This window comes from Sphingomonas sp. GC_Shp_6, from assembly GCF_026540835.1.
Lineage (GTDB): Bacteria > Pseudomonadota > Alphaproteobacteria > Sphingomonadales > Sphingomonadaceae > Sphingomonas.
Genome location: NZ_JALNUO010000015.1, coordinates 1 through 25,496 on the forward strand (window position 1 = coordinate 1; position 25,496 = coordinate 25,496).

Below are 25,496 nucleotides of genomic sequence, written 5' to 3' on the forward strand. Positions count from 1 at the left end.
GCGTCCACGTCCGCGGATCGAGTCCGACCGCTCGTGCCAGGCAGGTAGCGTCGTCGCTTACGGCGACGTCCGCCTCTTCGCGCTCGCGGGCGAGAAGGGCCTGCAGGTCCGTCTCCGGCGGGATGGCGGTCATCACGCGGGTCACGCTCGCGATGTGGTCGATGTCGAGATGTTCTGCGGCGGCAAATGCGAGTCCGGGCCATGTCGAGACCGGCGGGACGCCGAAATCGGCCTTGATCTTCGCAAATGCCGGCCCGGCCAGGAAACGCCACATCTGCTTCTCGTGCGGCCACAGATACACCGGCGCATACTGGTTCGCCTCGGCGCCGTATCGACCTCGCTCGCGGATCAGGAAGCATTTGAGCGCGAGACCGGGGAAGTCATCGAACGAAGCGCCGTGCTTCGCCACGCGGTCGCGAATGATCGCCATGTCGTAGTCGGCAGGAAGCGTGATCTCGTACTGCTTCAGGAACATGAAGGGACTCCGATTCCGGGTAAGTTATCGTTGGGCCAGCGCGGTCGCAAAAGCCCCGAGATTCGGTACGATCAGGTCGGGCTGAGGTCCGACCGCGATCGGTGCGTTTCCCGGTCTCGACACGAACGCAGCATGCAGCCCGGCCGACTTGGCGCCCATCACGTCGAACGCGTGGCAGGAAATCAACCACAGGTCTGACGGAGGGACCGACAGTGCCGCCGCGACGCCGAGATACGTTTCTCGTGCCGGCTTGTAGCGCTTCACCTGGTCGTCGATGCTGAAGAGGCGCTCGAAGTCGTCACGGATGCCGGCGCTGCGCAATTGCGTCTCGCATGCACTGGTCGGGCTGTTGCTGAGCGTGACGAGGCGATAGCCCAATTCGCGCAAACGCCTCAATCCGGCGGAGACATCGGGGTACGCGGGCATCGAGCCCAGACCGTGCTTCAGCGTCGCTAGATCCTGCGGGTGTATCTTGATGCCGCGGCTACGCGCCATCATCTCGACTACTGCGATCCCGAGGGTGCCGGCATCGGCATAGATGTCGACGATCGTCAGGGCTTCGGAATAGATGAAGAGGTTATCCAGCCAGGACCGTAGCGCCTGCCCATCTTGGAATATTCGATCGAAGACCGGCGCGAGCGATTCGGTATCGAGGATGGTCTCGACAATATCAAACACCAGAATCGGCTTGGGCCCGTCCGGCGGGGCCGGGAGGGCTGATTGCGATGTACCCGGCATTCCGATCATCCCAGCACCTGCGAGGGCTGCAAGGACCAAACGGCGGTTGGTCGCCGTTGAAAGCTGCGTCTGCGCCTCATTGCAATGGCAGCATGACTTCATCTGTGTAGGCTCCCCTGGACTTGAGCTGCTGATACCACTGCCGGACGTTGGGAAAGTCTGCCTCCGTGCCGAGAGCCGGCTCGAAGAAGGTATGAGCGTAGACACCCATGGGTATATCTCCGACGCCGAAGGCCTTGCCCGGGAGCCATGGGTCCTCCGCTAGATAGCCGTCGAGGATCCGCATCATGTCCGACGAGGCAGCCGCGGAACGGTCGATCGCGTCGTCGTCGCGCTCTTCCGGCGTCTTCCTGGCCAGGTTGACGAAGGCATCCAGTTGCGCGCGCGCGAAGCCCATCTGCCAGTCCATCCAGCGGTCGGACCTTGCCCGTGCACGCGGATCGCCGGGCCAGAAGCAATCGCCGCCATAATGGCTTGCCAGGTAGCGCAGGATCGCATTGGACTCCCACAAGATGAGCCCGTCATCCTCAATGGTCGGGATCAGTGCGTTGGGGTTGAGCGATCGATAATGCTCGCTCATGCCGAACTCGCCGCCGATATCGATGCGCTCGTAGGCGACGCCGAGTTCCTCCAAGAACCAGCTTACCTTCCGGACGTTATGGGAATGACGCCTGCCCCAAAGCCTTATCGACATCGTGTCAGCCGCCTTCCTGTGAGCGCGTATCTGGCCGGAGCCGGTCGACCTTGCTTCCGACCGCAACGATCGTGAGGCAGGCCGCAGCGATCGGCACGACCCCGAGCCAGGCCATGCCGGTCGTTCCGAGCAGGCCGGTGAGGGTCGCCACGACCCCGGCGATCGCGAAGCCGACCGCGAAGGTACCCGCGGACAGCGCCGGTACGGTCTCGTCGGTCGCCACCAACGGCTGAAGCGTGATGACGAGCGAGAGGAGCACGGCTGAACAGAACCCGGCCATGCTGGCTGCGATCGGCACGAGCGCCGCGGGACCGATGGCGAGGAGCACCGCGCCGAGCAGGAGCAGCGCTCCCGCTACGATGTAGGCCCAGATCGCGAACGCCAGGCGCTCCGCAAACTTCAGCATGAGTATCACGGCCGGCAGCTGTGCGACGTTGAGCGCGATCAGCGCCGTGCCGATCGCCGAGGCGTCGCCATTATGCCTGAGCCAGGCGGGAATGAAGCCGTTCAGCCCAAGATAGGCCGCGCCGACGGACCCCATCAGCATACCCACCCACCAGACCTCGCGCCCAGACCAGTCGGGCCACGGCGAAGCAGCGGGCGTTTTCGGGGAACGCGATCCTACCGTTGGCCGAAAGGCCGCGATGGCGACGGCCGTGGCGGCGACGGGAAGGGACCAGGCGAGGAGCTGGGACTGCCAACCGCTCTCCAGGCCCATGATCGGGCGCTGCAATGGCCAGACCACCGGGGCGATCTCGCCAACGAGCAGGCCGAACGTGTAGGTCGCACTGGCGAGCCCGATATGTCTCGCCGCCCACCCGCGGACGAGCGCCGGCATCGCAGGTTGCATGATCGCAACCCCCGCGCACATGACGCCGGTCGCGATCTCCAGCGCGAGCGGGCCTCCCACGAAACCTCTTCCCGCCGCACCTGACGCAGTAAGCCCGAGCCCGACGAGAAGGCATGTCAGCGCGCTGGATCGCTGGATCAGCACTGCCCCGGGGAGGGCACCGGCGGCAAAGACGAACGGCGGTATAGCCGTCAGCACACCGACATCCGTCGAGCCGAGCCTGAAGGCAGCGGTGATCTCGTCCAGCACCGGCGGCAGCGCGAGGACCGTCAGTCTCAGGGACGCACCGGCGCACCACAGCAGCAGCAATCGGATCGTGAGCCCGATCGCGCCCTCGCCATCGACCCATTGCCGGCTCGTCGACGTCCCGTCGGAGCCTGTCATCCTTCGGCGCCGCCATATGGCTTCGTGATAACCTCGAGATAGTGTCCGTCCGGATCGGGAAAGTAGATGCCCCTGCCGCCGTCGTTGCGGTTGATCTCGCCGGGGCGGCGCTGCCAAGGGTCGGCCCAATATTCGATGCGGCGCGCCTCGATGCGGCCCAGCACCTCGTCGAAAAGGACCTCGTCGATCAGGAAGGCGTAGTGCTGCGGCTGGACCGGACCGCTTGCCCGCGAAAAGTCGAGTGAGACGCCGTTATCGAGCGTTACGATGTCGAACGGACCGGTGCGTACCGGCTCCGGCTGGCCGAGTATGTCGGCGAGATAGCGCGCGGACTTGCCGGGATCGGTTGCGGACACGATCGTGTGATTGAACTGGACAGCCATGACGTTGATCCCGTTTTGCTGGGTGCGCTATCGCGACGAATGGCCGCGCCGGCTTTGGTGCAAATCACTCCGAGGCTGCTGGCCCCTTGCGTGATCTGCGGGCGGTTACTGATGCGCAGCCTCGCCGCCGCCTCGACCGGCGATCGCATCGAGCCCGGCCAATGCCTCGGACGTCAGGACGATATCGCCGACCGCGAGGTTCTCGCGGAGATGCGCCGGCGACGACGTCCCAGGGATGAGCAGGATGTTGTCCGCGCGGTGCAAAAGCCACGCTTGGGCCACCTGTAGAGGGGGCGAACCGAGCTCGACCGAGATGCTGTCCAAGGCTTCCACCTGAAGCGGGTTGAAGCCACCCAACGGGAAGAAGGGCACGTAGGGAATGCCGGCATCGGCGAGCTCGTCGATGAGGGCATCGTCCTTTCGGTAGGCCACGTTGTATTGGTTCTGGACGCAGACGACCGGCACGATCGAGCGGCCGAGCCTGACCTGCTCGGCCGAAACCGCGCTTAGGCCGATATGCCCAATCAGGCCTTCCACTTGCAGCTCCGCAAGGATGGACAGCGCCGCCTCGAACGAGCCCATGTCGTCGCGGGCGCGCAAGTTGACGACATGAAGCTGCTCCAGCCCGAGATTGTGGAGGTTGTCCTCGATTTGCTGCCTCAACTGGCTGCGCGAATAGGCGGGCGGCCATGAACCGTCTTCGCCGCGGATGCTACCGACCTTTGTGACGATGACGAGATCGTCGGGATAGGGGTGGAGAGCTTCCCGGATAAGCTGGTTGACGACGTGCGGGCCGTAAAAATCGCTGGTGTCGATATGGTCGACGCCGAGGTCGATCGCCTCCCTCAGTACCGCGATCGCGGCTCCACGGTCTTTGGGCGGTCCAAATACCCCGGGACCGGCGAGCTGCATGCCGCCGTAGCCGACACGTCGAACGTCCCACGGCGTTCCCGGGAAGCGATACCGCCCGGCGATACCCTCTTCGGTCATCTCGTTCTCCTGGAGTTGTGGCAAGCAATCGAAGCCGATCGCCGGTACATACTGCCGGCGATCGGTTTGCTTCGGTCGTTCAATCCTTCTTGAAATCCACGATCAGGCGGCCGGTAGTCCCACCCGCCTGGTTGAGATCCATCGCGTCCAGCAACTCGGCGCGCGAGAAGACGCGAGCGACCTTGGTCGTGATCGTGCCGTCCGCGAGTTGGTGGGCCGCCTCCTCTAGGACATCTGCCTCGGGAGCAACGGTCGGGAAGTAACCGTGATAGCCTTCCGGCACGTTGCTGAGGATCGCTGGATCCGCGAGCGACACAATGGTGCCACCGGGTTTCAGGACACTCCAGGAGCGATCCGTGGTGCTATCCGTGCCGCCCATCAGCACATAGTCGAGGACGACGTCGACGTCCTTGACCCGGTCCTCGAACTGCTCGGTGGTGTAGTCGATGAACTCGTCGGCGCCGAGGCTCGTGACATAGTCACGGTTCTTGGCGGATGCGGTGCCGATGACATAGGCGCCGGCCTGCTTGGCGAACTGGACCGCGAGCGCGCCGACGACGCCTGAAGCGCCATGGATGAGAATCTTGGCGCCCTCGGGCAGCTCTCCGGCCGAGCGGAGCGAAACCCGCGCCGACATGGCCGGGATGGGGAGGGTCGCGGCGTCTTCGTCGCTGAGATCGTCGGGCACCGCGGCCAGGACCGCCTCGTCGATCGCGATATGCTCGGCGAACGCACCGAGGCTGGTCGACATGGTCATCACCCGGTCGCCGACCTTGAAGCGCGTCGCACCCTCACCGAGCTCGACGATCCTGCCCACGAAGTCGACGCCCATGACATAGGGCAGGGGCAACGGCATCTCGTCCTTCACGTAGCCCTCGCGGATTTTCCAGTCGAACGGGTTGATCGCGACCGTGTTCACCTCGACCAGGACTTGGCCCGGACCCGGCGCCGGCACCGGCGCGTCGTCGAGCGTGATGTTTTCGCGGCCGCCATAACCGTGCAGGCGGTAGGCTTTATGCGTTGCCATGAGATCAATCCTTCAAATTACCGCCGGTGAAAGGTGCCGTGGGGAAGTCACGACGTTCCGACCTCAGATACAATACGCATCAGTAGCGTACTGTTCAAGAAGTGGGAGTAGCCTTTTTGAAGAAGCGCTCAGCCCCAGGCTGCACCGCTGGCGGCGCCTTGCGGCATGATCTCGTCGATGCGCGCAAGGTCCGCGGCAGTGAGCGTTACGTCCAGTGCGCCGACGTTTTCCTCGAGATACGTCCGGCGCTTGGTTCCGGGGATGGGAACGATGTCGTCGCTTTGGGCCAGCACCCACGCGAGTGCGAGCTGCGCCAGCGTACAGCCCTTGTCGGTTGCGATTACGCCGAGATCGTCGAGGAGCCGCGAGTTCCGGCGAATGGCATCGGCCTGGAAACGCGGGTTGTTCGCGCGCCAGTCGCCTTCGGCGACATCGTCGGCGCTGGAGAACCGACCGGTCAGGAACCCCCGTCCGAGCGGGCTGTAAGGCACGAAGCCGATACCCAGTTCGCGAAGTAGGGGCAGGATCTCGGCTTCGGGATCACGCGTCCACAGCGAATACTCCCCCTGGAGCGCAGCGATTGGGTGAACCGCATGCGCGCGTCGGATCATCGCCGCGCCGACGTTCGAGAGGCCGAGATACCGCACCTTGCCCACGGCGACGAGCTCTGCCATCGCGCCGACCGTTTCTTCGATGGGGACGTTCTTGTCGGGCGTGTGCTGGTAGTAGAGGTCGATCACGTCGACGCCGAGACGGGACAGGCTCGCATCGCAGGCCGATCGCACATGATCGGGCCGGCCATTTACCCCCTGGAAGCTGCCGTTCGGTCCACGCAGGACGCCGAACTTGGTCGCGATCGTCACTTCCTCACGATGGCGCGCTAGAAACGGCCGCAGCAGTGTCTCGTTCGCACCGGAGCCGTACATGTCGGCGGTGTCGAAGAAGGTAACGCCGAGTTCCGCCGCCCGCTCGAGCGTCGCCAGCGATTCCTGCTCGTCGCGACCCTCGTAGAACTCGGACATTCCCATGCAGCCGAGGCCGAGTGCCGAGACCTTGAGACCGGACGAACCTAGCGAACGTATTTCCATGTCGATTATCCCGTTTGGAGCTTCAGGTGGCTAGCCTCTCGAGCGACCGGTGCCTTCGTGACCGCAACCGGGCTGCCCACAGTCACGAGATCACACGCTTGACGAACCGCTGAGGCGCCCTAACTGATACGCACAAGTAGCGTATTGTTTCCGCGCGTGTTAGCGGCGCGCCGAGAGACTGGCCCAGCAGCGAGGTTGTTTATGAAATTCGCCTATACCCGGCTCGTTACCGACGACTTGCAAAGGTTGGTCGCCTTCTACGAACAGGTGCTCCGGACACCGCCCGAGGGTAACGCCGTGTTCCAGGCGTTCCGTCTCGATGGTGCCGATCTCGGTCTGTTCAGCCGCGCTGCCGCCGATCAGGTTCACGGAGGAGAGTGGAACCCGGGCACCAACCGGTCGGCCATCATCGAGTTTCTCGTCGACGACGTCGATGCGGAGTATGATCGTCTGAGCAGCGGCGCGGTCACCGACTGGCTGCATGGTCCGAAGGACATGCCGTGGGGCAACCGTTCCATGCTTTTCCGCGATCCCGACGGCAACACCGTCAACATCTTTCGACCGATCGCGCCGACCGCCTGACTACCATCGGAGTGGCATGGCGATCGTGGACTGACTATCGCCCAGGACGTTCCATCATGATCCCGACGATCGGGAGCAGGGGATGAGCATGTTGAAACTCTACACGTGGACGACCCCCAACGGCAGGAAGATACCGATCCTGCTGGAGGAACTCGGCGTCCCGTACGAGATCGAATTCGTCGATATCGGCAAGGACCAGCAGTTTGAGCCGGCATTCCTGTCGATCTCGCCGAACAACAAGATACCGGCGATCGTCGACGACACGCCCGAGGGGCCGTTGTCGATTTTCGAGAGCGGAGCCATCCTCACCTATATCGCCGACAAGCATGGCCGCTTCCTGGCGCCGGCCGGCCCGGCGCGTTGGAAGGCTCAGGAATGGCTCTACTGGCAGGTCGGCGGTCTCGGCCCGATGCTGGGGCAGGCGGCCTTCTTCGCCGTTCGTGCGCCGGAAAAGGTGCCGCTCGCGATCGATCGGTTCGTGGCGGAAGCCGGACGACTGCTGGACGTACTCGAGCGTCGCCTCGACACGGTACACTACCTGGCGGGTGACGACTATTCGATCGCAGACATGGCAGCGTATCCGTGGGTAGCCGGTGCCATAGAGATGATGACCGACGTCCTGGCCCGACAATTCGCGCACAAGCCTGCGATCGACCGATGGGTGAAAGCCATCGGTGATCGCCCTGGCGTTCAACGGGGAATGGCGATCTCGCCGCCCAAGGACGACCCACGCTAAGATGCGAAAGCTACGCCCTTTTAAGCTGCGGCGAGCCAGCCATTTCCCTTCGAAGGAGGCTTATAATGCCCGATAGGACGATCAAAATTCCAGGTCCCGACCATCCGATGACGATCAAGCCGAGCACCGAGCATATCGTTGTTCGAGCAGGAGGAAAGGTGATCGCCGACACCCGGCAGTGCCTGATCCTGCAGGAGGCCGACTATCCGGCAGTGCGCTACATCCCGCGCGCGGATGTCGACATGTCGGAACTCGTCCGGTCGGATACGCGGACCTACTGCCCCTATAAGGGTGATGCATCGTACTTCAGCATTCCAGCTGGTGGCGAACGATCGGTCGACGCGATCTGGACTTACGAGACACCGCACGACGCGGCGAGCCGGATCAAGGATCATCTCGCCTTCTACACGGATCGTGTCGATGGGATCGAGGTCGGCGACTGAGGACGCTGGCGCGCGGTCGACTACCGAAAAAGTGCATCACGTTCCCATGACTGAAGCCGGTCGGCGATCGAATGAAGGCAGAACAGGAGTCTCGATCATGGCAAAAGCCGCACTCGCCCTCACGCTTTCGCTTGTTTCAGCTGCAACGCCGATAGCAGCCGCCCCTCCGGCGAAACATCCTCAGCCGACCGTCGTCGAACTATTCCAAAGCCAAGGCTGTTCGGATTGTCCTCCCGCACAACTCAATCTCAACCGTATCGCCGACCGTCCGGACGTGATCGCCTTGTCGTTCGGCGTCACCTACTGGGATTATCTGGGCTGGAAGGACAGCTTCGCGTCGCCGGCATTCACCCAGCGGCAACGTGACTACTCAGCGCGCAACAACGGTGCCGGCGTGGCGACGCCGCAATATTGGATCAACGGACGAACAACGGTGCTCGGTGCCAATCCCGGTCGCGTTGCGCAGCTTATCTCTGCGGGCGGACCTTCGGGTGGTCCCATGTTCACCGTCTCGGGGAGCAAGGCGACGATCGGCGCGGGACGTGCGCCAGTGGGCGGCGCCGAGGTGCTGCTCGTCCGCTACGACCCAAGGACGATCCAGGTTGCGATCCGTGCCGGCGAGAACGGTGGTCGCACCATTCCCCATCGCGATGTGGTGCGCGAGCTCAGGCGTATCGGTCATTGGAGCGGCGCTCCGCTGACGGTCACCGTCCCCGCAGGCGATGGTAGCCTGAAGATTGTTGTTCTGCTTCAGGCCGGCCGTGGCGGTCCGATCCTGTCAGCTGCGAGAGGATGACGTCTCGTTGGTCGCTCGGCTGGAGGCCGGCATGATGGCCGCCGAAGAGCACGACCTCGGCGACGCAGGCCTAATCCGCGCCATACTGATCCACGCCGCGCGCGAACGACGGGTGATAAGCTATTCGGAGCTGCTCGGTAGACTTGGATACCGCTTCTCCCGGACGAAGATGCGCGTGCTTTGCCGTACGCTGGGAGCAATCGACCAGGCAGGGGAAGTCGCGGAAGAACCGCCGCTCGCGGTCCTCGTCGTACGCGGGAGCGACCGACTGCCCGGTCGGGGCTGGTGGATCGGCCGGGAAGGGCCGCAGGCTACTTCTCCGGATGCGGCGTCGTATGTCGCCGAACTGCAAGGCGCTACCTTCGCTTTCTGGTGCGGGGCGGTGACGGGTCGCGTCATGCTGGCAGTGGATAATTCGACCCGCGACTACTCGCTTTGATCGACGATTGGCTGGGTCAAGCGGAGGCAGGCCGATCCGTTGCGGGCTGGACGCGGCCGTCGAACACGATATCCGACCACGACTGAGGCGCCGATCGCGCGCGTTCGCGGTAGGCGACGCCGATCCGGCGCGGTGCTGTCGCGCGCACGCGCAGGCACGCCTTGACCAGACGGCGAGCCTGGCGCTCATCGTCGACGACATGGACGATCGTTCGTCCCGGCGCGCCGAGCCGCCCGAACGTGATCGTCACCAGCCAATCACCGAACAGGTCTTGGCCGGCTTCGACGCGGTAGCGTCTCCGGCAATTGCGAGCGGCGTCGATCGCCGCGAGTTCGATCCGGAAGCACATGGCCCATGCTATCAAGCGCGGCAGCGCGTCTCTAACGACTTGTCTGAATCACCCGGCACGAGTGATCGATCCCTTGAATCACCAACGATCGGGCGGCCCGCCGAGGGCCGCCCACGATTTTCGGGAGCCGCCCGTATAGGCGGCCCCGACCGGTCATCCGCCCTTGATACGCTGCATTCCCTCGGCCAGGGTCCACAGCGCACGATTGAGACCGACACCTTGATCGATGCCGTTGATCGGCCGCGTCGTACTGCGGCGGATTTGGCCGTTGGCATTCTGGCGGCATCCGGACAGTCCGCCGCGCAGCACGTTCTCCTGAATGACGTTGAACGTGGTCCACAGGCTTTGCCCGACATCCTCGCGGCGACGGGGATTGATGATCTGCTCGGGGCGGACGGGGCTGTCCTCTTCGCCGTAGCGGGCGACAAGGCTTGCCTCCGCCAGAACACGCTGCTCGGGTTCGGAAAGGCGGATTTCCTTCATCTGCTCGGATGCGTCGATCAGACGGGGGAAGTCCTCGGCGACGGTGAAAACGCCCTCGATGATCTGGTCCTGGATCTTGCCCTTGTGGCTGACGCGGACCTCCTCGAATCGCTCGCCCGCGATCATGCTGTTGGTGCAGACGAACCGCAGCATCCCGGCGAACATCTGATAGGCGCTGGTCCCGTCATGGCTGTTGACGATAATCACCTCGGCGGCCTCGGCCTTGCCGATCTGGTCGTCGCGGCGAAGGCGCAGCATGTGCTTGGCGTGGCCGTGGCGGCTGCCGTCGCGCGGCACCGACTGGACCGCGAAAAACGGCTGCCAACCCTCGCGGCGCAAACCCTCTACGATCTCGATCGTGGGGACGTAGACGTAGCGATCCGAACGGCTGTCGTGCGCCTCGCCCGCGAAGATCGACGGGACGTGGGCGCGCAGCGCGTCGTTGTCGAGCGGGGTGCGGCCCGTGATCTCGTGCGAGCGACGTCCGAACCGGGTGGCGAGCTGATGGTACATGACTGTTTCCTTTCTCAATCGACCGCAGGGCGATGGCCCCGCCATCAACCCTGCCTTCGTGGCGAACAGCCGGGGGCGAGGGGGGCAGCGAGAATCCGCCGGGGTGGTGCGGGCGCACCGAGCGGCACGCGAGGGAGCCACGGCCCGGCTGATTGTCGTTGCTGGGGGGAGGGGGCGGCGCGCCCCTTTCCCCGACGAGGCGAACGGATCCCGCCGGCGTCGCCGGCGTCCGTCATCCGCGTCGCGCCGGCGCGACGCCCACCAGCAACGCACCCTTGCGGCGACCGGCCGGTGCGGCGGCGTGCGCGCGAGTCTGGGGGCCAGCCGCCGCCGCACCCCCCGGGCAGAGCAAGAGTGCTCACGCGGTCACGATGACGCGCGAACCCTGTCTGCTTCGCCAGATGACGCAGTGTGCGCTCCGCTGATCCGCGTTCCTTATCGGCGCGGCGGAGCCAGGCGCCCGCGAGCGATCGTCGCCCGCATGGGACAAGACGCCGAAGGCGGCTCGGTCGGAGCGCAGTGGAGATAGAGCGCGGCCCGTCCGGGCGCGGCGTCACGAATCTACTGCCTTGACGAACGTAGCGAGTCAGTGAGAACATAGAGTGAACATATGAGTCGTAAAATCCCATGCTTGCGCCGTCGCCATCCCTCCCGTCCGTTGCCGAACTGCGCGCGCGCATCGCCGCGACCGCCGTTTCGACACGTCCGGGACTGCCGTTCGGCATCACCGATCTCGATCGGCATCTGGCGGGTGGCGGCTTGGCGACAGATGGCGTCCACGAGATAGCGGGCGCGTCACCGGGACTGTCGGACGATGCTGCCGCGACCCTGTTCGTGGCCGGACTGGCGGCACGGTTCGCGTCGAAGCGCGACGACGGGCAAGTGCTATGGGCGCTGACGCGATTCGATCTCTACGCCCCCGGTCTCGAACAGGCCGGACTGCCTGCGAACATGCTGCTGTTCGCGCAAGGCAGGGACGATGCGGAAGTGCTGGCGTTGGCGGAGGACGGCCTGCGCGAGGGCGCGTTGGCCGTCGTGGTCGCCGAAGTGAAGCGTGCGAACATGGTGGCGACGCGCCGCCTGCAACTCGCGGCGAGCGAGGGCGGCGTGCCGGTGGTGATCCTGCGGCGCTGGCGGCGGGCGGCTTCCTGTCCGCTGTCCGAGCCGTCGGCCGCGGTCACGCGGTGGCGCATCGGTTCGGTGCCGTCCGCGCGGCTCGGCCTGCCCGGCGTCGGCCGCGCCGGTTGGCAGGTCGAACTCGTCCGCCAGCGTGGCGGCGAGCCGTTTTCCCTCTTGCTGGAGGCTTGCGATGGCGAGGGTCGCCTCGCTCTTCCTGCCGCACCTCGCGATCGAGCGGCTGCGCAGGAACGAGCGGTCGCGCGCGCTGCCTGAGCGCGCCGCACCCCTCCTGCCGGTCGACGACGACCCCGGCGCTTGTTCCGTCCCGCGTGGCGGCGGCTGGCGGCCGGGCGCGCGCTGGGCGCAGAGCGGCAAGTCGCGCGCCGACGTGGATTCTGACGTCGCCGCGCTCCCCCTCCACCAGCGCCCGCCAGGGCGCGAGCTGGGGCGGCGATCGGAAGCGGCGCAGCATCCCTTTCGCGGTCCCCTGGCGCGGCTCGATGCCGTCGCCCTGCCGTCGGCAAAGCCGGCCATTCCAACCGCACCGCTTATTCTCGTCGATGCGGTAGGACAGCGCCAAGTCGTTACCGCCGCCTGTCCCGCTGCGCGGGCGCTCGGCTTGGGAGTCGGCATGGCCGCGACCCAGGCGCGGGCGCTGGTGGCCGATCTCGATGTCCGCCCCGCCGATCCGGACGCCGACCAGGCGCTGCGCGATCGGCTGGCGCTGCACGCGGTCCTGCACTGGACGCCCGTCGCCGCGCCGATCGGTGACGGGCTATGGCTGGACCTGACCGGCACGACCCACCTGTTCGGCGGCGAAGAACGGTTCTGCCGCCGCGTCCGCGCCCTCTGCGCGCGGCTCGGCCTGACCGCCCGGATCGCGATCGCCGGCACCCCAGGCGCAGCCCACGCACTGGCGCGGTTCGCACGCGAGCCGGTGGTGATCGTGCCGCCCGGTGGAGAGGTCGCGGCGATCGCACCGCTGCCGCTCGCGTCATTGCGAATCGAACCGGGCGCGCTGGCTGCCGCGGCCCGGTTCGGTCTGGAGCGGGTCGTCGATCTCCTGCCGATGCCGCGTGGTCCACTCGCGCGCCGGCTGGGGCTCGCGACCGTCGAGCGGCTCGATCAGGCGATCGGCCGGGTGGCCGAGCCGATCGTGCCGGTGGTGCCGTTCGAGGCGCCCACTGCCGAACGCCGCCTGCTGGAGCCGATCGGTACGGCAGACGCGATCGCGACGGTGATCCGCGATGTCGTCAAGGATCTCGTCGTCGTGCTGCGCGCGCGGGGCCTAGGCGCGCGTGCGGTCGAGCTGATCGCCGCGCGGGTCGATGGCGTCGACCAGCGTCTCGTGATCGGTGCGTCGCGCGCGACGCGCGACGCCGCGCATCTCACCCGCATGTTCGCGCTCCGCATCGAGCGGCTCGATCCGGGCCTCGGCATCGAGGCGATGCGGGTCGTCGTGACACGGGCCGAACCACTCGGCGCGACCGCGCTGGGGTTGATGCTGGCCGGCGGGAAGGGTGGGCCTGATCTTGCCGTCACGGTCGATCGCCTCGCCGGCCGGGTCGGCGAGGCGGGCCTGTTCCGCATGACGCCGGTCGAAAGCGACGTGCCGGAGCGCGCGGTCGCGCGGGTCGGCGCGTTGAATGATGCCGGCATCTGGCCGCGCTGGCGTCGGCCGGCACGGCTGCTCGCGCGCCCCGAACCTTTATGGGGCGTGGTCGCGCTGCTGCCCGACGCGCCGCCACGCCGCTTCTCGTGGCGCGGCGACACGCATGTCGTCGTCGCCGGCGACGGCCCTGAACGCATCTATGGGGAGTGGTGGCGCCGGGACGGGGAAGTGTGGGCGGTGCGCGATTATTACCGCGTCGAGGCGGAGAGCGGCGCGCGGTTCTGGCTGTTTCGCCGGGGCGATGGCGTCCAGCCCGCCACCGGCGATCTGAGCTGGTGGATGCACGGGCTGTTCGGGTGATGGCCCCACCCACGCCAACCTACGTCGAACTCCAGGTCACGACGCATCATTCCTTGCTGCGGGGCGCCTCGTCGCCGAACGAGCTGTTCGCGGCGGCGGCGATGTTCGGCTATACCGCGCTCGGCGTTGCCGACTGGAATACGGTCGGCGGTGTGGTGCGCGCCTGGGACGCGCAGAAGGCGACCGGGGTCCGGCTGATCGCGGGCAGCCGCCTCGTTCTCGACGACGGCCGATCGCTGCTCCTCTATCCGACCGATCGCGCGGCCTGGTCGCGGCTGACGCGCCTGCTGAGCCTCGGCAAGGGCCGAGCGGGCAAGGGCGGTTGCGCGCTCGGCTGGGCCGATGTCGCGGCCTCGGCCGACGGCATGATCGCCATCCTGCTGCCGGGTGAGGCGGACACCGCGACCGCCGATCATCTTACCGATCTCGCGCGCGCGTTCGGACCGCGCGCCTATTGCGGCCTGAGCTACCGGCGACGGCCTGACGAACACATCCGGCTGCACGATCTCGACGCCTTGGCGGCGCGGTCCGGCGTGCGCGCGGTCGCGCTTGGCGATGTCCTCTATCATGCGCCGGACGCGCGACTGTTGCAGGATGTCGTGACCGCCATCCGCGAGCGGACGACGATCGACGCGCTCGGCTTCCGGCGCGAGCGTCACGCCGATCGTAATCTCAAAGCGCCGCAGGAAATGGCGCGACGCTTCGCGGCCTTCCCCGATGCGCTCGCCGCGACCGGGGACATCGCCGCCGCCTGCACCTTCGACCTCGGCGAGCTCGCCTATCAATATCCGCACGAACGGGTGCTGGACGGCCTCACCGCGCACGAGGCGCTGGTGCGCCTGACCGACGAAGCGGCGCGGCGCATGTTCTCCGGCAACGTGCCGCAGGCGCACCGCGACCAGATCACCCACGAGCTGCGGCTGATCGAGGAGCTGGGCTATGCGCCCTATTTCCTGACGGTGAACGCCATCGTCGCGGAAAGCCGCAGGCGCGGCATCCTGTGCCAGGGCAGGGGGTCGGCCGCGAATAGCTGCGTGTGCTTCGTCCTCGGCATCACCAGCATCGATCCAATCCGCCACGAGTTGCTGTTCGAGCGGTTCGTGTCGGGCGAGCGCAAGGAGCCGCCCGACATCGATGTCGATTTCGAGCATGAGCGGCGCGAAGAAATCATCCAGTGGATCTACGAAACCTATGGGCGCGATCGTTCGGCGCTGACCGCGGTCGTGCAGCGCTACCGCGCCCGCGGCGCGGTCCGCGACGTCGGCAAGGTGCTCGGCCTCCCCGAAGATTTGACCAAGGCGCTGTCCGGCCTGGTGTGGGGCTGGTCGGTCGAAGGGGTCAGCGAACAGCATCTCGACCAGCTCAACCTCAACAAGGCGGATCGCCGGCTCCGGTTGACGCTCGACCTCGCGCGCAAGCTGATTGGCACGCCGCGCCATATGTCGCAGCACCCGGGCGGGTTCGTGCTGACGCATGAACGGCTCGACGATCTCGTGCCGATCGAGCCGGCGCGGATGGCCGATCGCCAGATTATCGAATGGGACAAGGACGACATCGATGCGCTGAAGTTCATGAAGGTCGATGTCCTGGGCCTGGGGATGCTCGGCTGCATGAACCGCGCCTTCAACCTGCTGGAGGATGCGAAAGGCGTGCGGGTTGGCATGGCGGACCTGCAGGACGACGATCCCGACGTCTATGCGATGATCCAGAAGGCCGACACGCTCGGCGTTTTCCAGATCGAGAGCCGGGCGCAGATGGCGATGCTGCCGCGCATGAAGCCGGCGCGCTTCTACGATTTGACGATCGAGGTGGCGATCGTCCGCCCCGGCCCGATCCAGGGCGACATGGTGCATCCCTATCTGCGCCGGCGCGAAGGACTGGAGCGCCCGGAATATCCCAAGCCAGAGCTGCGCGCCGTTCTCGAGAAAACGCTGGGGGTGCCGCTGTTCCAGGAACAGGCGATGAAGGTCGCGATCGTCGGCGCGGGCTTCACGCCGGCCGAGGCAGACGCGCTGCGGCGGGCGATGGCGACGTTCAAGGTCACGGGCGGCGTCAGCCATTTCTACGACAAGCTCGTGGAGGGCATGGTGACACGCGGCTATCCGCGCGATTTCGCCGAACGTACGTTCAAGCAGATCGAGGGGTTCGGCTCCTACGGCTTTCCGGAAAGCCACGCCGCCTCGTTCGCCAAGATCACCTACGTCTCGTGCTGGATGAAGCATCATCATCCCGACGTGTTCTGCGCGTCGCTGCTCAACGCGCAGCCGATGGGCTTCTATGCGCCGGCGCAGGTCGTCGGCGACGCCCGCAATCACGGGGTGGAAGTGCGCCCGGTCTGCATCAATGCGAGCCGCTGGGATTGCACGCTTGAACCTGGGCGGGGCCGCTATCTGGCGGTTCGGCTCGGCCTGAAACAGGTGAGCGGGCTGGCGAATGTCCACGGCGCCGCGATCGTCGCGGCGCGCGGAATCGTGCCGTTCGGATCGGTCGAGGAAGTCTGGCGGCGATCGGGCGTGCCGAGAAGCGCGATCGAGCGACTGGCGGAGGCCGATGCTTTCCTCCGGCTCGGCGAGGATCGCCGGCAAGGCTTGTGGAAGGTGCGTGGCTTGGGCGAGGCGCCGTTGCCGCTGTTCGTGGCGGCCGACGAGCGCGAAGCCGCGTTCAACCCGGAAGGGGTCGAGCCGGACGTCGCGCTGACGCCGATGACCGACGGGCGCGAGGTCGTCGAGGATTACCGTTCGCTCCAGCTCTCGCTCCGCGCGCACCCGCTAACGTTCCTGCGCGACGAGCTGGCCCGCGCCGGCGTCGTCCGCTGCGCCGATCTGGCGGGCTTGCGCGATGGTCGGCGCGTGAAGGTCGCCGGGTTGATCCTGGTGCGGCAGAAGCCGGGCAGCGCCAAGGGCGTGCTGTTCATCACGATCGAGGATGAAACCGGGGTCGCCAACGGCATCCTCTGGCCCGATCGCTTCGAGGCGCAGCGCCGCACCGTGATGACGGCGCATATGGTCACGCTATCGGGCCGCGTGCAGCGGGAAGGGGAGGTGATCCATGTCATCATCGACACCCTGACCGACAACGCACCCATGCTGTCGCGGATCGGTGGCATGGCAATGCCGCACAATACGGGCCGGGGCGACGGCGCGCGCCATGCCGCGTCGCCCGATCGCGGCGATCCCGGCTGGCGACCGCGCGACAGCTATTGGCCGCCCCACGCAGAGGGCATGGACCCCGAAGCCGTCGTTCGGGTGAAGACCCGTGATTTCCGCTGATCGGTGGCCGATGCCCTGCCTCGCCATCAGCGGATCGTCATCGGCCTGTCGATCCACGTCCTGCGCGGCGCGATGATCCGCGCCGGCAGCGTCAGGGTCGATGTCGTCGAGGTGCGCTTGGCGTTGCGCTGCCTGCTCGCGCATTGCCCGGAACGCTGGCCGCTGGAGCTGTTCTGGGATGCGGCGGGCCAGGACAACGAGATCGGTCGCGCCCAAGGAACGACCGCAGCGTTCAACGGCATCGTTCGCCAATTGCGCCTGGCAGGGCGTTTCGAGGACGCGCCGCCCCCAAAACGGGGTGCCTCGTGACGATCGGGCGGGTCGACGATCGCGATCATATCGGCCGCGCGTTGCGGACGATTGAGCAATGCGCGCTGCACCGGCGGAGCTTGCGGCTTACCTGCCGGCGCTGCCGTTCGGTACGCGTCCTCGATGCAATTCCGGTCTGGTGGCTGTTCCAACAACGCGGCTGGCCCGACGATCTGTCGGGGGCGGCGCGCAGGTTCGCCTGCTCGGCCTGTCGGGAGGCCGGTCATCGTTCGGAGCCTACGATCGAGGTCGGTCGCGACCGGCCCGAAGGGCCGCAGCCGCCATATCAGGACGAACGCGAATGGAAGAGGCTTGTATCGCGCTACCGCTCGTGATCGGATCGCGCGAATGTGTAACCTCTATAACATCAAAGTCAGCCGCGCCGAATTCAACGCCTACTTTCAGTCGAGCGACGACTGGCGGAGCGAGCTCACGGTCGAGAAGGATTACGTCTCGCCGTCGAAGCCGGGCTATGTCGTCCGCGAGGTCGATGGCGCCCGCCAGCTCGGCGTGATGAACTGGGGGTTCCCGCCACCTCCCGGCGTGAAGCCGCTGGTGGTCAACGTGCGGAACTATACGAGTCCCTTCTGGCGCACCGCGCTCAGCAAGCCCGATCGGCGCTGCCTGGTGCCGGTGACGGAGTTTCAGGAATGGTCGGTCGAGCCGGACCCGGTGACGGGGAAGAAAACCAAGCATTGGTTCGCGGTGCCCTCGCGGCCGATCTTCGCATTCGCAGGCGTCTGGCGGCCAGTGGGAGAGGGAGCGTCGTATGCCTTCCTGACCTGCGGCTATGATGGCGATCCCAGCGGTCACGTCGTCGGTGCAATCCATCCCAAGGCGATACCGGTAATACTTCATGAAGAAGGTTTCGATCGATGGCTGCGAGCGCCGATCGAGGACGCACTGCCGCTGGCCTGCGCCTTTCCGTCCCAGCTTCTGTCAGTCGGGTAGGACGTTGAATGTCTGACGGTAGCGGTAATTCCGGAAGATCTCTCATCTGCCACGCGGATCATCTGGCCTTCGGACAAGAAAAAAGGCCCGAACGAATGTCCGGGCCTCTCCCCGTTTTGGCGTTTTCTTATGCTGCCCTAGTCGGGAACTTGATGACGTTTCCGGTGGGGCTGACCTCCGGCGCATTTTCCGCGACGAGGCGGCGCATCGGGGAAAGGACGAGCTGATCCCAAAGGGTCTTGGTGATTTCCTCCAGCTTGTCTTTCAGATCGGCGCGCTCCTCGAACCACCTTTCCAGATTGACGGCGACGCGGCCCGTGAATCCCGGCCCCGCACCCCATTCGCCGGCGCACTGTCCCCACACAGGAGACTGCGAAAGCGGCTCGCGATAGACTTCCATGCCGGCGCGCTGCACCGCTTCAAGGAAGGCGGTGCGCGTGGCGATCGCGCTGCGCCCCATCTGGTCGATCGTCCTCGCGGCAAGCTGGAGCCCCTCATCCCCCTTCATCACCGCAAGATAATCCTTGAGCGATGCAAACCATCGTTCGCTGCGCTGACGCGCGTCCTTGGCGGCACCGACGCCGATATTATGAACGACGTTCAGACCAGACCATTCGCCATTGCGGCGGGTGGCCGCCCAAAGCGTCGCGGCATAGCGAACGCTGCGGATGGTCGTCAGCGCCTCCGAATAAGCATGACGCTCGCGGGCCGGGAGTGTCGGGTGAGTCTCAAGAAAGGAGTTAAGCCTTTCGGCTACTTCCTCCATCGCCGCGACGAGAGCTTGAGCCTCATGGTTTTTCATCACTTCGTCGGCCGCGGCGCAAAGGTCGAAAAGCCGGGTTTCGACAGTCGAGCGCATCCGGTTGAACTGGTTGAACAGCGCCTCGCGCACGGGCGCGGGATCGTCGGATTGCACGTTGAAGAACACCATCGGGACGCCCGCCAGATCCTCGCCCGCAAGCTCGTTTTCCACCTGCATCTGCTTGAAGGCATAGCCCTCCGCATCTTCCATCGCGACGTCGCCAGCATCGTCCTTCATCGCGCGCGCCTCATCGGCGCGCGGGAGCGCGAGGATCGAGACTTTGCCGGTATTCACGGGCTCGGAATATGTCTGCTGCATGTGCTGCAGCAGCGACCGCGTGGTGACGCCGGGCGCGTCATTGAAGCGGGTGCAGAAGACGACGGCAGTACGCGGGTCTTTCAGACGCAAGTCGAGGTCTTCGCGGACAGACACGTCATCGACGCCCTTGGTGTCGATGATGCTGATTTCCATTTCGCCAAAGCTGCGGCCGAAATCGGGGATAATCAGGTCGATGTTCGCCGGCAGGGAAACATCGGGCAAGCGGCCGTTATTCACCTCGCGGAACGTCTTCATGACCCATTCCATCGGATGTTGTCGCGTCGCGCTGTCATACCACAGCTCGCGACGAGTCCGCTCGGGGAGGTTCATCAATTCAAAGATGCGGGTGCGGAACTCGTCTTCGCTGGAACTGGCGGCAACGAGGTCGGTGACGGGATCGAAGTATTCGATCTTGCCTTCCTTCGTCGAACGGCGGCGCGTCAGGCCGGACATATTGCGGATTGCCCGATCGTGCTCGCGGCTGACGTTGGGCGTGTCAGCCGACTCTTTAAGTTGGTTCTTCAGCACGGCCCAACGAGCGGCGCAGAAATCGGATACCAGCTCGCGCAAATCGCTTTCGGGCAGCGGCAACAGCGAAATGCCGAACTCCGGCCCGCGCTTGACGTGAACCTCGCAAATCGTGGTGCCGCCTGCACCTGTTTCGAGGACAGGGCGGTCGATAGGCTTCGACGCGAGTGTCGGCGGCACGAGAAGGTCGAACAGGAAGCTCAGGCCGGTGGACTTGCCGACGCCTATCGGGCCGATGAACGCGATGTTGTGATTCATCTTCTGCAGGTAGCTCGCGCCCTTAATCAGGGTGTCTTTGTGGCGCTCAATCTGACGACGCAGCGGCCACGGGCGGCTTTCATCCGCAAGGAAAACCTCGATGTTGCCGAGCGCTTCTTCGGCGATCTCAAGGCAGGCACGCTGCGGGTTGAAAAAGCTCGGCGGCGGCAGATGCGCCCACTCGCGGGCGGCAAACTCCTTGTAGCCGCGGGCATGGGGCGATCCCAAGGCAGCCAGTGCGTCGAGCACCTTCTCGACCTCGGTCTGGGACGTGATCTCGCCCTTTTCGACACGCGACACCCGGCTCTGATCGAGTCCGGCTTCCGTCGCAAGGGCGGCTTGGGTGACACCTAGCTCGGATCGGAATCGGCCGAGCAAGGCCCCGTGTGCTGCGTTTTCAATCTGATCTACCATGTCAAACTCCCTTCATGCTGCATATATGCACACCGCGCGTTACATTGTCAACATACATGTATTCATGCATGTTGGTCGACCACGCGGACGGAGATCAGGCCGGGGCATCGGGGATTGTTTTCGCGCACGGCACCGCCAGTCACGCAACCGGCTTGGCAGCGCGAGAACGAACACGGGACTTTCAATGGGTTACGGAGCGCGTGAGGCTCGACCCCCCTTAGTTCAGCCACCGTGATCGCGGGTTCGGTCGGCCGCGTGGTCAGCAGCCGCACTTGATGGAGGCAGCGACCGACACAATGTTCGCAGGCATGCTGCCGCCCAAGCCTGCCGATACGACGATTCCCGATCCGCTCGACGGCGAAGCGCTTGCACACATGGCGGCGGCCGATTTCGAGTATTTCTTCCTGCCAGAACTCGGGCCGAGGGTAACCATCGCCGTCGGCAGCACGGTCAACGCGTGCATCCGCCGCCGAGGCGACGACGTCTGGATTGCCCTTCCGACCGATATGGCGCGCGAGCAGATCACTGACGCTGCGCGCATGTTCTTCCATCTGATCATACTCGGCCATGAAATCGCGCACCTCGTACATCGGCATCTCTACGCCGGTCAGCAAGAGACGGAAGATTATCGCGCGCTCGAGTATTGGGCGGACTTCTACGGCGCGAAAGTCATGATGACGCTGGTTACCTTCGGTCCGCGCGTTTCTCAGGTGTTCAAGCATCTCTCACCAGCGGGCGGCTCGTTCGTCAGCGCGATGGAAGATGTCGGGGCGGCGGCGGGCCGTTTGATCGAAAGCGTTTATGTCCCAAACAAACGCTACCCCGCGCCGCTGCTGCGCGTTGGTCTCGTCAACAACGGTGTCACGTCGTTCCTACGCCACGAGTTCGCCGGCACCAATATCGACCCGATCTGGTACTTCAGCGTCTACAAGCGGATTTTTTCGGCGCCGGCCACTCGCGAGCGGATGATTTTCCATCGGGAAGAGATGGAGTTCGACATGGATCCGGTCGATCGGGCGCGGCGGTGGCATCGTGACATGCAGGGCGACAAGCCGGCGATCGCTCCCTGGCTCAAGCCCGATGTCCTGGTCTACCTACATACCAGCTTCGACCAGACCGACGAGGAGCGCGCCGCCTCCGAACAGGTGCGCCTGAAAGAGCTTCAGGCGGGCGGTCTCCTATTTGACGAGCCTGATCCCGAGGCATCGACGGCCGACCCGACGGGCAGGGGCGATTAGCAACGTCCGTGCGATTGGAGGCATGAAGCCGTGCGGGCTGGCCGACCGATCTTAGCTAGGCTCGCTTACCCGTGGGCGGAGACCGCTCGCGTGCTTTGGAAGCGAAGCGGAATAGAGCGACGGTTCCGGCACCGCCGGGTGACGCTCCACACCCTCAATTCTGGTGTGCGGGACTCGCTTGCTTACGGTGCGCTCCACGCGCGAGATGCAAAAAGGCATACGCCGTTCAGGAGGAAGGCGGGGCGGTCAGTGCCCAGCCGAACGGGTCACCGTGCTCGACATCGTCATCGCGGAGCCGATAGCGCGTTGCCAAAAACCGTTCGAGCTCGGCAAAGTCGAGACATTCGGGCGCAAGCAGGTTCCGGCCGTTCAGGAACGCGGCGAGATAGCTCATGCTGGCTACCTCTAATTGCTCATCGTCGAAAAGTGCCGGATCGAGCGACGCCTCCGGCGCTTCGGGGGTCTTGAACAACAGCTCGCCCAATTCGCGAAGGCGCTCCGGGTTGACCTGACCGTCCGCCGCTAGCCGGTGGTTCAGCGCGACGTTGCCGAGAATACTAAGGATCTCCCAATCCTTCATGCCCCGGTCGTGCAGTCGCCAAAGACGCGCCATGGCCATGGGGTCGCGCTTGATCCGCTCTAACGTGTGTCGTAGCGAAAGAAGCGTGACTTGGTAGCGGTGTTCGATATCGAGTCGCGCCTCGACCCCGTCGTATGTCGGTCCCAGACCGTCAAACCACGGCACCTGGTTAGCATGTCGTGGCACGAATTCGAACGCCGGCTGAAACGGCCCTAAACTGCTACGCTCCGCCTCGGCGAAAAGGTCGAGCGGAACGAATTCTCGGTAGAGTTCGGCATAGGGCCGGGCAACGAAGATCGGATCGAACACCGACCGGTCGAACGTTGCTATCAGCGCGTCGTGCTTTAGCGCTGAGAATGAACGGCCAACCGTCAGGAACAGCATGACGCTGTCTTTCGAGTCCTCGGGCGGACGATCTGACGCCGGCAGCGTAACGTCGATTACGCAACGCGTATCTGGCACTATCGCAACGCTCAGCGCCGTTGCCGCATCGTCGGTTGCGATCCGAAGCGTGATCGTGCCGGGCACAATCCCAAGGTCGCGTCCGCCCATCGCGCACGCCGCTAACTGGAGCTCAGCGATGAGCTGCTCGGCGCTTGGGGTGGTCGCATAGTCATTGGCGAACTCGCACCGCCACTCGATCCCGAGCGCCCCCCACTGTACGCAGCGAGTTGGGCCGAGGTCACCGAAAGGGCGATCGAGGAAGGCTTCCTCCAAACTCGCCCAAGTCTCCTCCCAACTTCCCTTGTTCCAAAAGCCACTGCGCCGCTTGGCAGCCTGCCGGATCGGATCGCTGATCTCGCGCGGCCAAGGCGCCATCAACGCGTCGAGCCGCTTGCGTGCGTCAGCATCGACGCGGTTCAGTAGGCCGAGCAGGCCGGCGAGTTGCCCGAAGTTTTCCTGCAGGTGCGGGTGAGCTGTCATGTCCAACGGTTGATGGTCATGCTCAAGATGTGCCGCGAGCAGGACGGGAAACAGCTGCATGAAACCCAGCGTGTTCCCCGCCGCATCTTCTGCGTCAACGATACCGAGGATTGAACGAACGACCATGTCCGCGGTGCGATCGGGCCGCTCATGGCGAGCGATCTGAGCGGCAGCCATCGAATGGTACTTGGACGCGTAAGCCAATCCCAACCGACCGTAGCTTTCTGCCAACAGCAGCAGCAGCCGCAGGGCCCCACCCAGATGCTCGCCGCTGAACCATTTCGCCTTCGCCCGATGCAGTTCCCTGATCGCGGCGACCGGCTCGTCGCGTTCGAAAAGGGCGAATGCCCGATCGACCGCTTTCTCGCCTGCCGCAGCGTCACCCGCCCGCTGCGCCAGCAGTTCGTCGGCCCGAGCCGCGAGATCGAGGAGGCCGTCGGTTGCTCCCCGGACCTCGATTATCTGGGATAAATGATCGCTGAATTCTTCGATCGGCAAGAGCGGCGCCTGAGCGGCGTGGGTGAGCATCTCGCCCCACAACGCGAACGCTTTTTCGGGATCAGGTTGCTCGCCAGGCGCCGCGGGCGTGAACTCCAGCACGCCGCGCATCCGGAGCAGTCCGCTGCGGCGACCGGGCCCGATCGCCGGGTCAGCCAGCCATTCCTCGAACAAACTCACGAGCTCCCGACGACGCTGGAAGAGCGCGGCCTCGTCTGTCCGATACTGATGGAGGCGCGATCCGCTAATGGCATAGGTCAAGAGGACCACCGCGTCAGTGATCTCGCCGATCGCCGCATGCTCCCCGACATCGCCGAAATAGTCGGCAACGAGGTGATCCGCTGGCGTCATATCGCACCTGCCGCGCAGATTAGCGACCGCCGTCTCGTACATGGCATTTCGCGCCAGATCGCGTGGCGCCTGCTCCGAAAGGAAGGCTGCCATCTTGTCAAGCCAGAAGCCTAGATCGGGCTTCGCGGTCTCGTCAAAGGTCGCTCGGCGCAGCCCAACCTTGATTGCGAGAAAGTCTGCTCGACTGACCGGGAGGGGCATGCGCGTCCGCCACGCCTCGCGCCGCCCTTGATAGTCTTTATCGAGTTCGCCCGCCGGCGCGACCTCCGCGGGCAGATGCAGATATTCCTGCGCGATCCAGAAGATGTCGGGCTCGGCGAGCCACTCAGCGATCGCAGCGCCATCGAAGACCTGCAGCTTTACATTCTTGGCCTCGGCCTGCTTGATCAGCCTCAACCGCTTGCCGATGGCAAGGTTCTGCTCGCAAAAGTAGACGATTTCGTCGACACCGCCGTGCTTCCCGGCGGCGTCGATGTCCTTCCGGATTTTGGCCTCGATCTTGGTCTCGAGGCTGGATGCGAAGATCAGCGTGCGCTCGCCAGTCGACCGAGCCGCGAAGCCGCCTTGGGTTCCGCTCAGCGGTGCGAGGCGGCTTGCGAACGTTTCGAAATCCCGCCCGCCATCGCCGCCGCTGCTAACCGGCCCGGTAGCCGGCAGAATATTGCTGGCGATGCGCGCACGCGCGACATGGCGGGCTAGATGTTCGAACTCGTGATGCGCGTTACGCGCGCCCATCTCGCTCAAGTGAAACCGTATCAGCGCGGCGAGCCGGACCGGATTCAAGCGCAGCGGGTCGTTCCCTGACCCGCTTACGTTGTCGAAGTTGGATGTCACGCTACCCCCGTGCCTGCGCCATGCCGCTTTGCCGCAGGCAGCATTGCCATGGTATGCGGGGCCGATGTTCTGCCGGTCGAAACCATAGGCCTTCGTAGATGAAGATGCCGTCCGCCTATTCAACCATTCACCGCTGATATGCCGCAGTGGCGCTCAACGCT

The 25,496-nt window shown here is 65.1% G+C and carries 23 protein-coding genes; 11 read left to right on the top strand and 12 right to left on the bottom strand.

Annotation, left to right across the window (positions count from 1 at the left end; genetic code table 11):
• The 8 genes from OXQ95_RS14870 to OXQ95_RS14905 all read right to left on the bottom strand — a co-directional run.
• A partial coding sequence (locus OXQ95_RS14870; protein ID WP_267382172.1) for a DUF4865 family protein occupies positions 1-475 on the bottom strand: 475 nt, incomplete at its 3' end.
• 24 nt (positions 476-499) lie between these two features.
• Positions 500-1,153 carry a haloacid dehalogenase type II gene (locus OXQ95_RS14875; RefSeq protein WP_267382173.1) on the bottom strand — a complete coding sequence of 218 codons (654 nt, stop codon included), beginning with the start codon at positions 1,151-1,153 and terminating at the stop codon, positions 500-502.
• Positions 1,154-1,289: 136 nt separating this feature from the next.
• Entirely contained in the window at positions 1,290-1,907 is a 618-nt protein-coding gene (locus OXQ95_RS14880; protein ID WP_267382174.1) for a glutathione S-transferase family protein, read from the bottom strand.
• 4 nt (positions 1,908-1,911) lie between these two features.
• Positions 1,912-3,141 carry a hypothetical protein gene (locus OXQ95_RS14885; RefSeq protein ID WP_267382176.1) on the bottom strand — a complete coding sequence of 410 codons (1,230 nt, stop codon included), beginning with the start codon at positions 3,139-3,141 and terminating at the stop codon, positions 1,912-1,914.
• Positions 3,138-3,524, bottom strand: coding sequence for a VOC family protein (locus tag OXQ95_RS14890; protein WP_267382177.1), 387 nt, complete (start codon positions 3,522-3,524; stop codon positions 3,138-3,140). The genes OXQ95_RS14885 and OXQ95_RS14890 overlap by 4 nt, the downstream gene beginning before the upstream one ends.
• A 105-nt stretch (positions 3,525-3,629) precedes the next feature.
• On the bottom strand, positions 3,630-4,514 hold the full coding sequence (locus tag OXQ95_RS14895; RefSeq protein ID WP_267382178.1) for an oxidoreductase: 885 nt from the start codon (positions 4,512-4,514) through the stop codon (positions 3,630-3,632).
• Between the two features lie 79 nt (positions 4,515-4,593).
• Entirely contained in the window at positions 4,594-5,541 is a 948-nt protein-coding gene (locus OXQ95_RS14900; RefSeq protein ID WP_267382179.1) for an NADP-dependent oxidoreductase, read from the bottom strand.
• A gap of 128 nt (positions 5,542-5,669) precedes the next feature.
• Positions 5,670-6,629 (bottom strand): aldo/keto reductase, encoded by a 960-nt coding sequence (locus tag OXQ95_RS14905; protein ID WP_267382180.1) that lies wholly within the window; start codon positions 6,627-6,629, stop codon positions 5,670-5,672.
• A gap of 201 nt (positions 6,630-6,830) precedes the next feature.
• On the opposite strand from OXQ95_RS14905, the gene OXQ95_RS14910 reads away from it, so the two are divergent.
• From OXQ95_RS14910 to OXQ95_RS14930, 5 genes are all read left to right on the top strand, one after another.
• On the top strand, positions 6,831-7,211 hold the full coding sequence (locus OXQ95_RS14910) for a VOC family protein (RefSeq protein ID WP_267382181.1): 381 nt from the start codon (positions 6,831-6,833) through the stop codon (positions 7,209-7,211).
• 88 nt (positions 7,212-7,299) lie between these two features.
• Positions 7,300-7,947: a glutathione S-transferase N-terminal domain-containing protein gene (locus OXQ95_RS14915; protein ID WP_267382182.1), complete on the top strand. Its 648-nt coding sequence runs from the start codon at positions 7,300-7,302 to the stop codon at positions 7,945-7,947.
• Positions 7,948-8,054: 107 nt separating this feature from the next.
• Entirely contained in the window at positions 8,055-8,390 is a 336-nt protein-coding gene (locus OXQ95_RS14920; protein WP_267382183.1) for a DUF427 domain-containing protein, read from the top strand.
• A 97-nt stretch (positions 8,391-8,487) separates the two neighbouring features.
• Positions 8,488-9,186 carry a DUF1223 domain-containing protein gene (locus tag OXQ95_RS14925; RefSeq protein WP_267382184.1) on the top strand — a complete coding sequence of 233 codons (699 nt, stop codon included), beginning with the start codon at positions 8,488-8,490 and terminating at the stop codon, positions 9,184-9,186.
• Between the two features lie 31 nt (positions 9,187-9,217).
• Positions 9,218-9,625, top strand: a complete 408-nt coding sequence (locus OXQ95_RS14930) for a ribose-phosphate pyrophosphokinase (RefSeq protein WP_267382185.1) — start codon at positions 9,218-9,220, stop codon at positions 9,623-9,625.
• A gap of 16 nt (positions 9,626-9,641) precedes the next feature.
• Here the strand turns inward: OXQ95_RS14930 and OXQ95_RS14935 are convergent, their stop codons facing one another.
• On the bottom strand, positions 9,642-9,974 hold the full coding sequence (locus tag OXQ95_RS14935; protein ID WP_267382186.1) for a WGR domain-containing protein: 333 nt from the start codon (positions 9,972-9,974) through the stop codon (positions 9,642-9,644).
• Positions 9,975-10,127: 153 nt separating this feature from the next.
• Positions 10,128-10,970 carry a DUF932 domain-containing protein gene (locus OXQ95_RS14940; protein ID WP_267382299.1) on the bottom strand — a complete coding sequence of 281 codons (843 nt, stop codon included), beginning with the start codon at positions 10,968-10,970 and terminating at the stop codon, positions 10,128-10,130.
• Positions 10,971-11,597: 627 nt separating this feature from the next.
• Here OXQ95_RS14940 and OXQ95_RS14945 point away from each other — a divergent pair.
• The 5 genes from OXQ95_RS14945 (at position 11,598) to OXQ95_RS14965 (ending at position 18,590) form a co-directional block, all read left to right on the top strand.
• Entirely contained in the window at positions 11,598-12,362 is a 765-nt protein-coding gene (locus OXQ95_RS14945; RefSeq protein WP_267382187.1) for a protein ImuA, read from the top strand.
• Positions 12,280-14,061: a DNA polymerase Y family protein gene (locus tag OXQ95_RS14950; RefSeq protein ID WP_267382188.1), complete on the top strand. Its 1,782-nt coding sequence runs from the start codon at positions 12,280-12,282 to the stop codon at positions 14,059-14,061. Before OXQ95_RS14945 ends, OXQ95_RS14950 begins: the two co-directional genes overlap by 83 nt.
• Positions 14,061-17,330, top strand: coding sequence for an error-prone DNA polymerase (locus OXQ95_RS14955; protein ID WP_267382190.1), 3,270 nt, complete (start codon positions 14,061-14,063; stop codon positions 17,328-17,330). The genes OXQ95_RS14950 and OXQ95_RS14955 overlap by 1 nt, the downstream gene beginning before the upstream one ends.
• 3 nt (positions 17,331-17,333) lie before the next feature.
• Positions 17,334-17,639: a hypothetical protein gene (locus OXQ95_RS14960; protein WP_267382192.1), complete on the top strand. Its 306-nt coding sequence runs from the start codon at positions 17,334-17,336 to the stop codon at positions 17,637-17,639.
• Between the two features lie 312 nt (positions 17,640-17,951).
• Positions 17,952-18,590, top strand: a complete 639-nt coding sequence (locus OXQ95_RS14965) for an SOS response-associated peptidase family protein (RefSeq protein ID WP_267382194.1) — start codon at positions 17,952-17,954, stop codon at positions 18,588-18,590.
• Between the two features lie 127 nt (positions 18,591-18,717).
• Here OXQ95_RS14965 and OXQ95_RS14970 read toward each other — a convergent pair whose 3' ends face one another.
• The gene (locus OXQ95_RS14970; protein ID WP_267382196.1) at positions 18,718-20,910 is read right to left on the bottom strand and encodes a helix-turn-helix domain-containing protein; all 2,193 of its coding nucleotides are present in this window, start codon (positions 20,908-20,910) and stop codon (positions 18,718-18,720) included.
• A gap of 275 nt (positions 20,911-21,185) precedes the next feature.
• Between OXQ95_RS14970 and OXQ95_RS14975 the strand changes: the two genes are divergently transcribed.
• Entirely contained in the window at positions 21,186-22,148 is a 963-nt protein-coding gene (locus tag OXQ95_RS14975) for a hypothetical protein (RefSeq protein ID WP_267382198.1), read from the top strand.
• Positions 22,149-22,374: 226 nt separating this feature from the next.
• Here OXQ95_RS14975 and OXQ95_RS14980 read toward each other — a convergent pair whose 3' ends face one another.
• Complete coding sequence (locus OXQ95_RS14980) at positions 22,375-25,335, bottom strand: hypothetical protein (protein WP_267382200.1); 2,961 nt, start codon at positions 25,333-25,335, stop codon at positions 22,375-22,377.
• Positions 25,336-25,496 lie beyond the last annotated feature (161 nt).

Bases quoted from the DNA above. Each gene is read 5' to 3' on its own strand.
- OXQ95_RS14915 (WP_267382182.1), top strand. From the start codon at position 7,300: ATGTTGAAACTCTACACGTGGACGACCCCCAACGGCAGGAAGATACCG.
- OXQ95_RS14900 (WP_267382179.1), bottom strand. From the start codon at position 5,541: ATGGCAACGCATAAAGCCTACCGCCTGCACGGTTATGGCGGCCGCGAA.
- OXQ95_RS14945 (WP_267382187.1), top strand. From the start codon at position 11,598: ATGCTTGCGCCGTCGCCATCCCTCCCGTCCGTTGCCGAACTGCGCGCG.
- OXQ95_RS14925 (WP_267382184.1), top strand. From the start codon at position 8,488: ATGGCAAAAGCCGCACTCGCCCTCACGCTTTCGCTTGTTTCAGCTGCA.
- OXQ95_RS14975 (WP_267382198.1), top strand. From the start codon at position 21,186: ATGGAGGCAGCGACCGACACAATGTTCGCAGGCATGCTGCCGCCCAAG.
- OXQ95_RS14890 (WP_267382177.1), bottom strand. From the start codon at position 3,524: ATGGCTGTCCAGTTCAATCACACGATCGTGTCCGCAACCGATCCCGGC.
- OXQ95_RS14955 (WP_267382190.1), top strand. From the start codon at position 14,061: ATGGCCCCACCCACGCCAACCTACGTCGAACTCCAGGTCACGACGCAT.
- OXQ95_RS14950 (WP_267382188.1), top strand. From the start codon at position 12,280: ATGGCGAGGGTCGCCTCGCTCTTCCTGCCGCACCTCGCGATCGAGCGG.
- OXQ95_RS14940 (WP_267382299.1), bottom strand. From the start codon at position 10,970: ATGTACCATCAGCTCGCCACCCGGTTCGGACGTCGCTCGCACGAGATC.
- OXQ95_RS14880 (WP_267382174.1), bottom strand. From the start codon at position 1,907: ATGTCGATAAGGCTTTGGGGCAGGCGTCATTCCCATAACGTCCGGAAG.
- OXQ95_RS14910 (WP_267382181.1), top strand. From the start codon at position 6,831: ATGAAATTCGCCTATACCCGGCTCGTTACCGACGACTTGCAAAGGTTG.
- OXQ95_RS14920 (WP_267382183.1), top strand. From the start codon at position 8,055: ATGACGATCAAGCCGAGCACCGAGCATATCGTTGTTCGAGCAGGAGGA.
- OXQ95_RS14935 (WP_267382186.1), bottom strand. From the start codon at position 9,974: ATGTGCTTCCGGATCGAACTCGCGGCGATCGACGCCGCTCGCAATTGC.
- OXQ95_RS14905 (WP_267382180.1), bottom strand. From the start codon at position 6,629: ATGGAAATACGTTCGCTAGGTTCGTCCGGTCTCAAGGTCTCGGCACTC.
- OXQ95_RS14885 (WP_267382176.1), bottom strand. From the start codon at position 3,141: ATGACAGGCTCCGACGGGACGTCGACGAGCCGGCAATGGGTCGATGGC.
- OXQ95_RS14895 (WP_267382178.1), bottom strand. From the start codon at position 4,514: ATGACCGAAGAGGGTATCGCCGGGCGGTATCGCTTCCCGGGAACGCCG.
- OXQ95_RS14970 (WP_267382196.1), bottom strand. From the start codon at position 20,910: ATGGTAGATCAGATTGAAAACGCAGCACACGGGGCCTTGCTCGGCCGA.
- OXQ95_RS14930 (WP_267382185.1), top strand. From the start codon at position 9,218: ATGATGGCCGCCGAAGAGCACGACCTCGGCGACGCAGGCCTAATCCGC.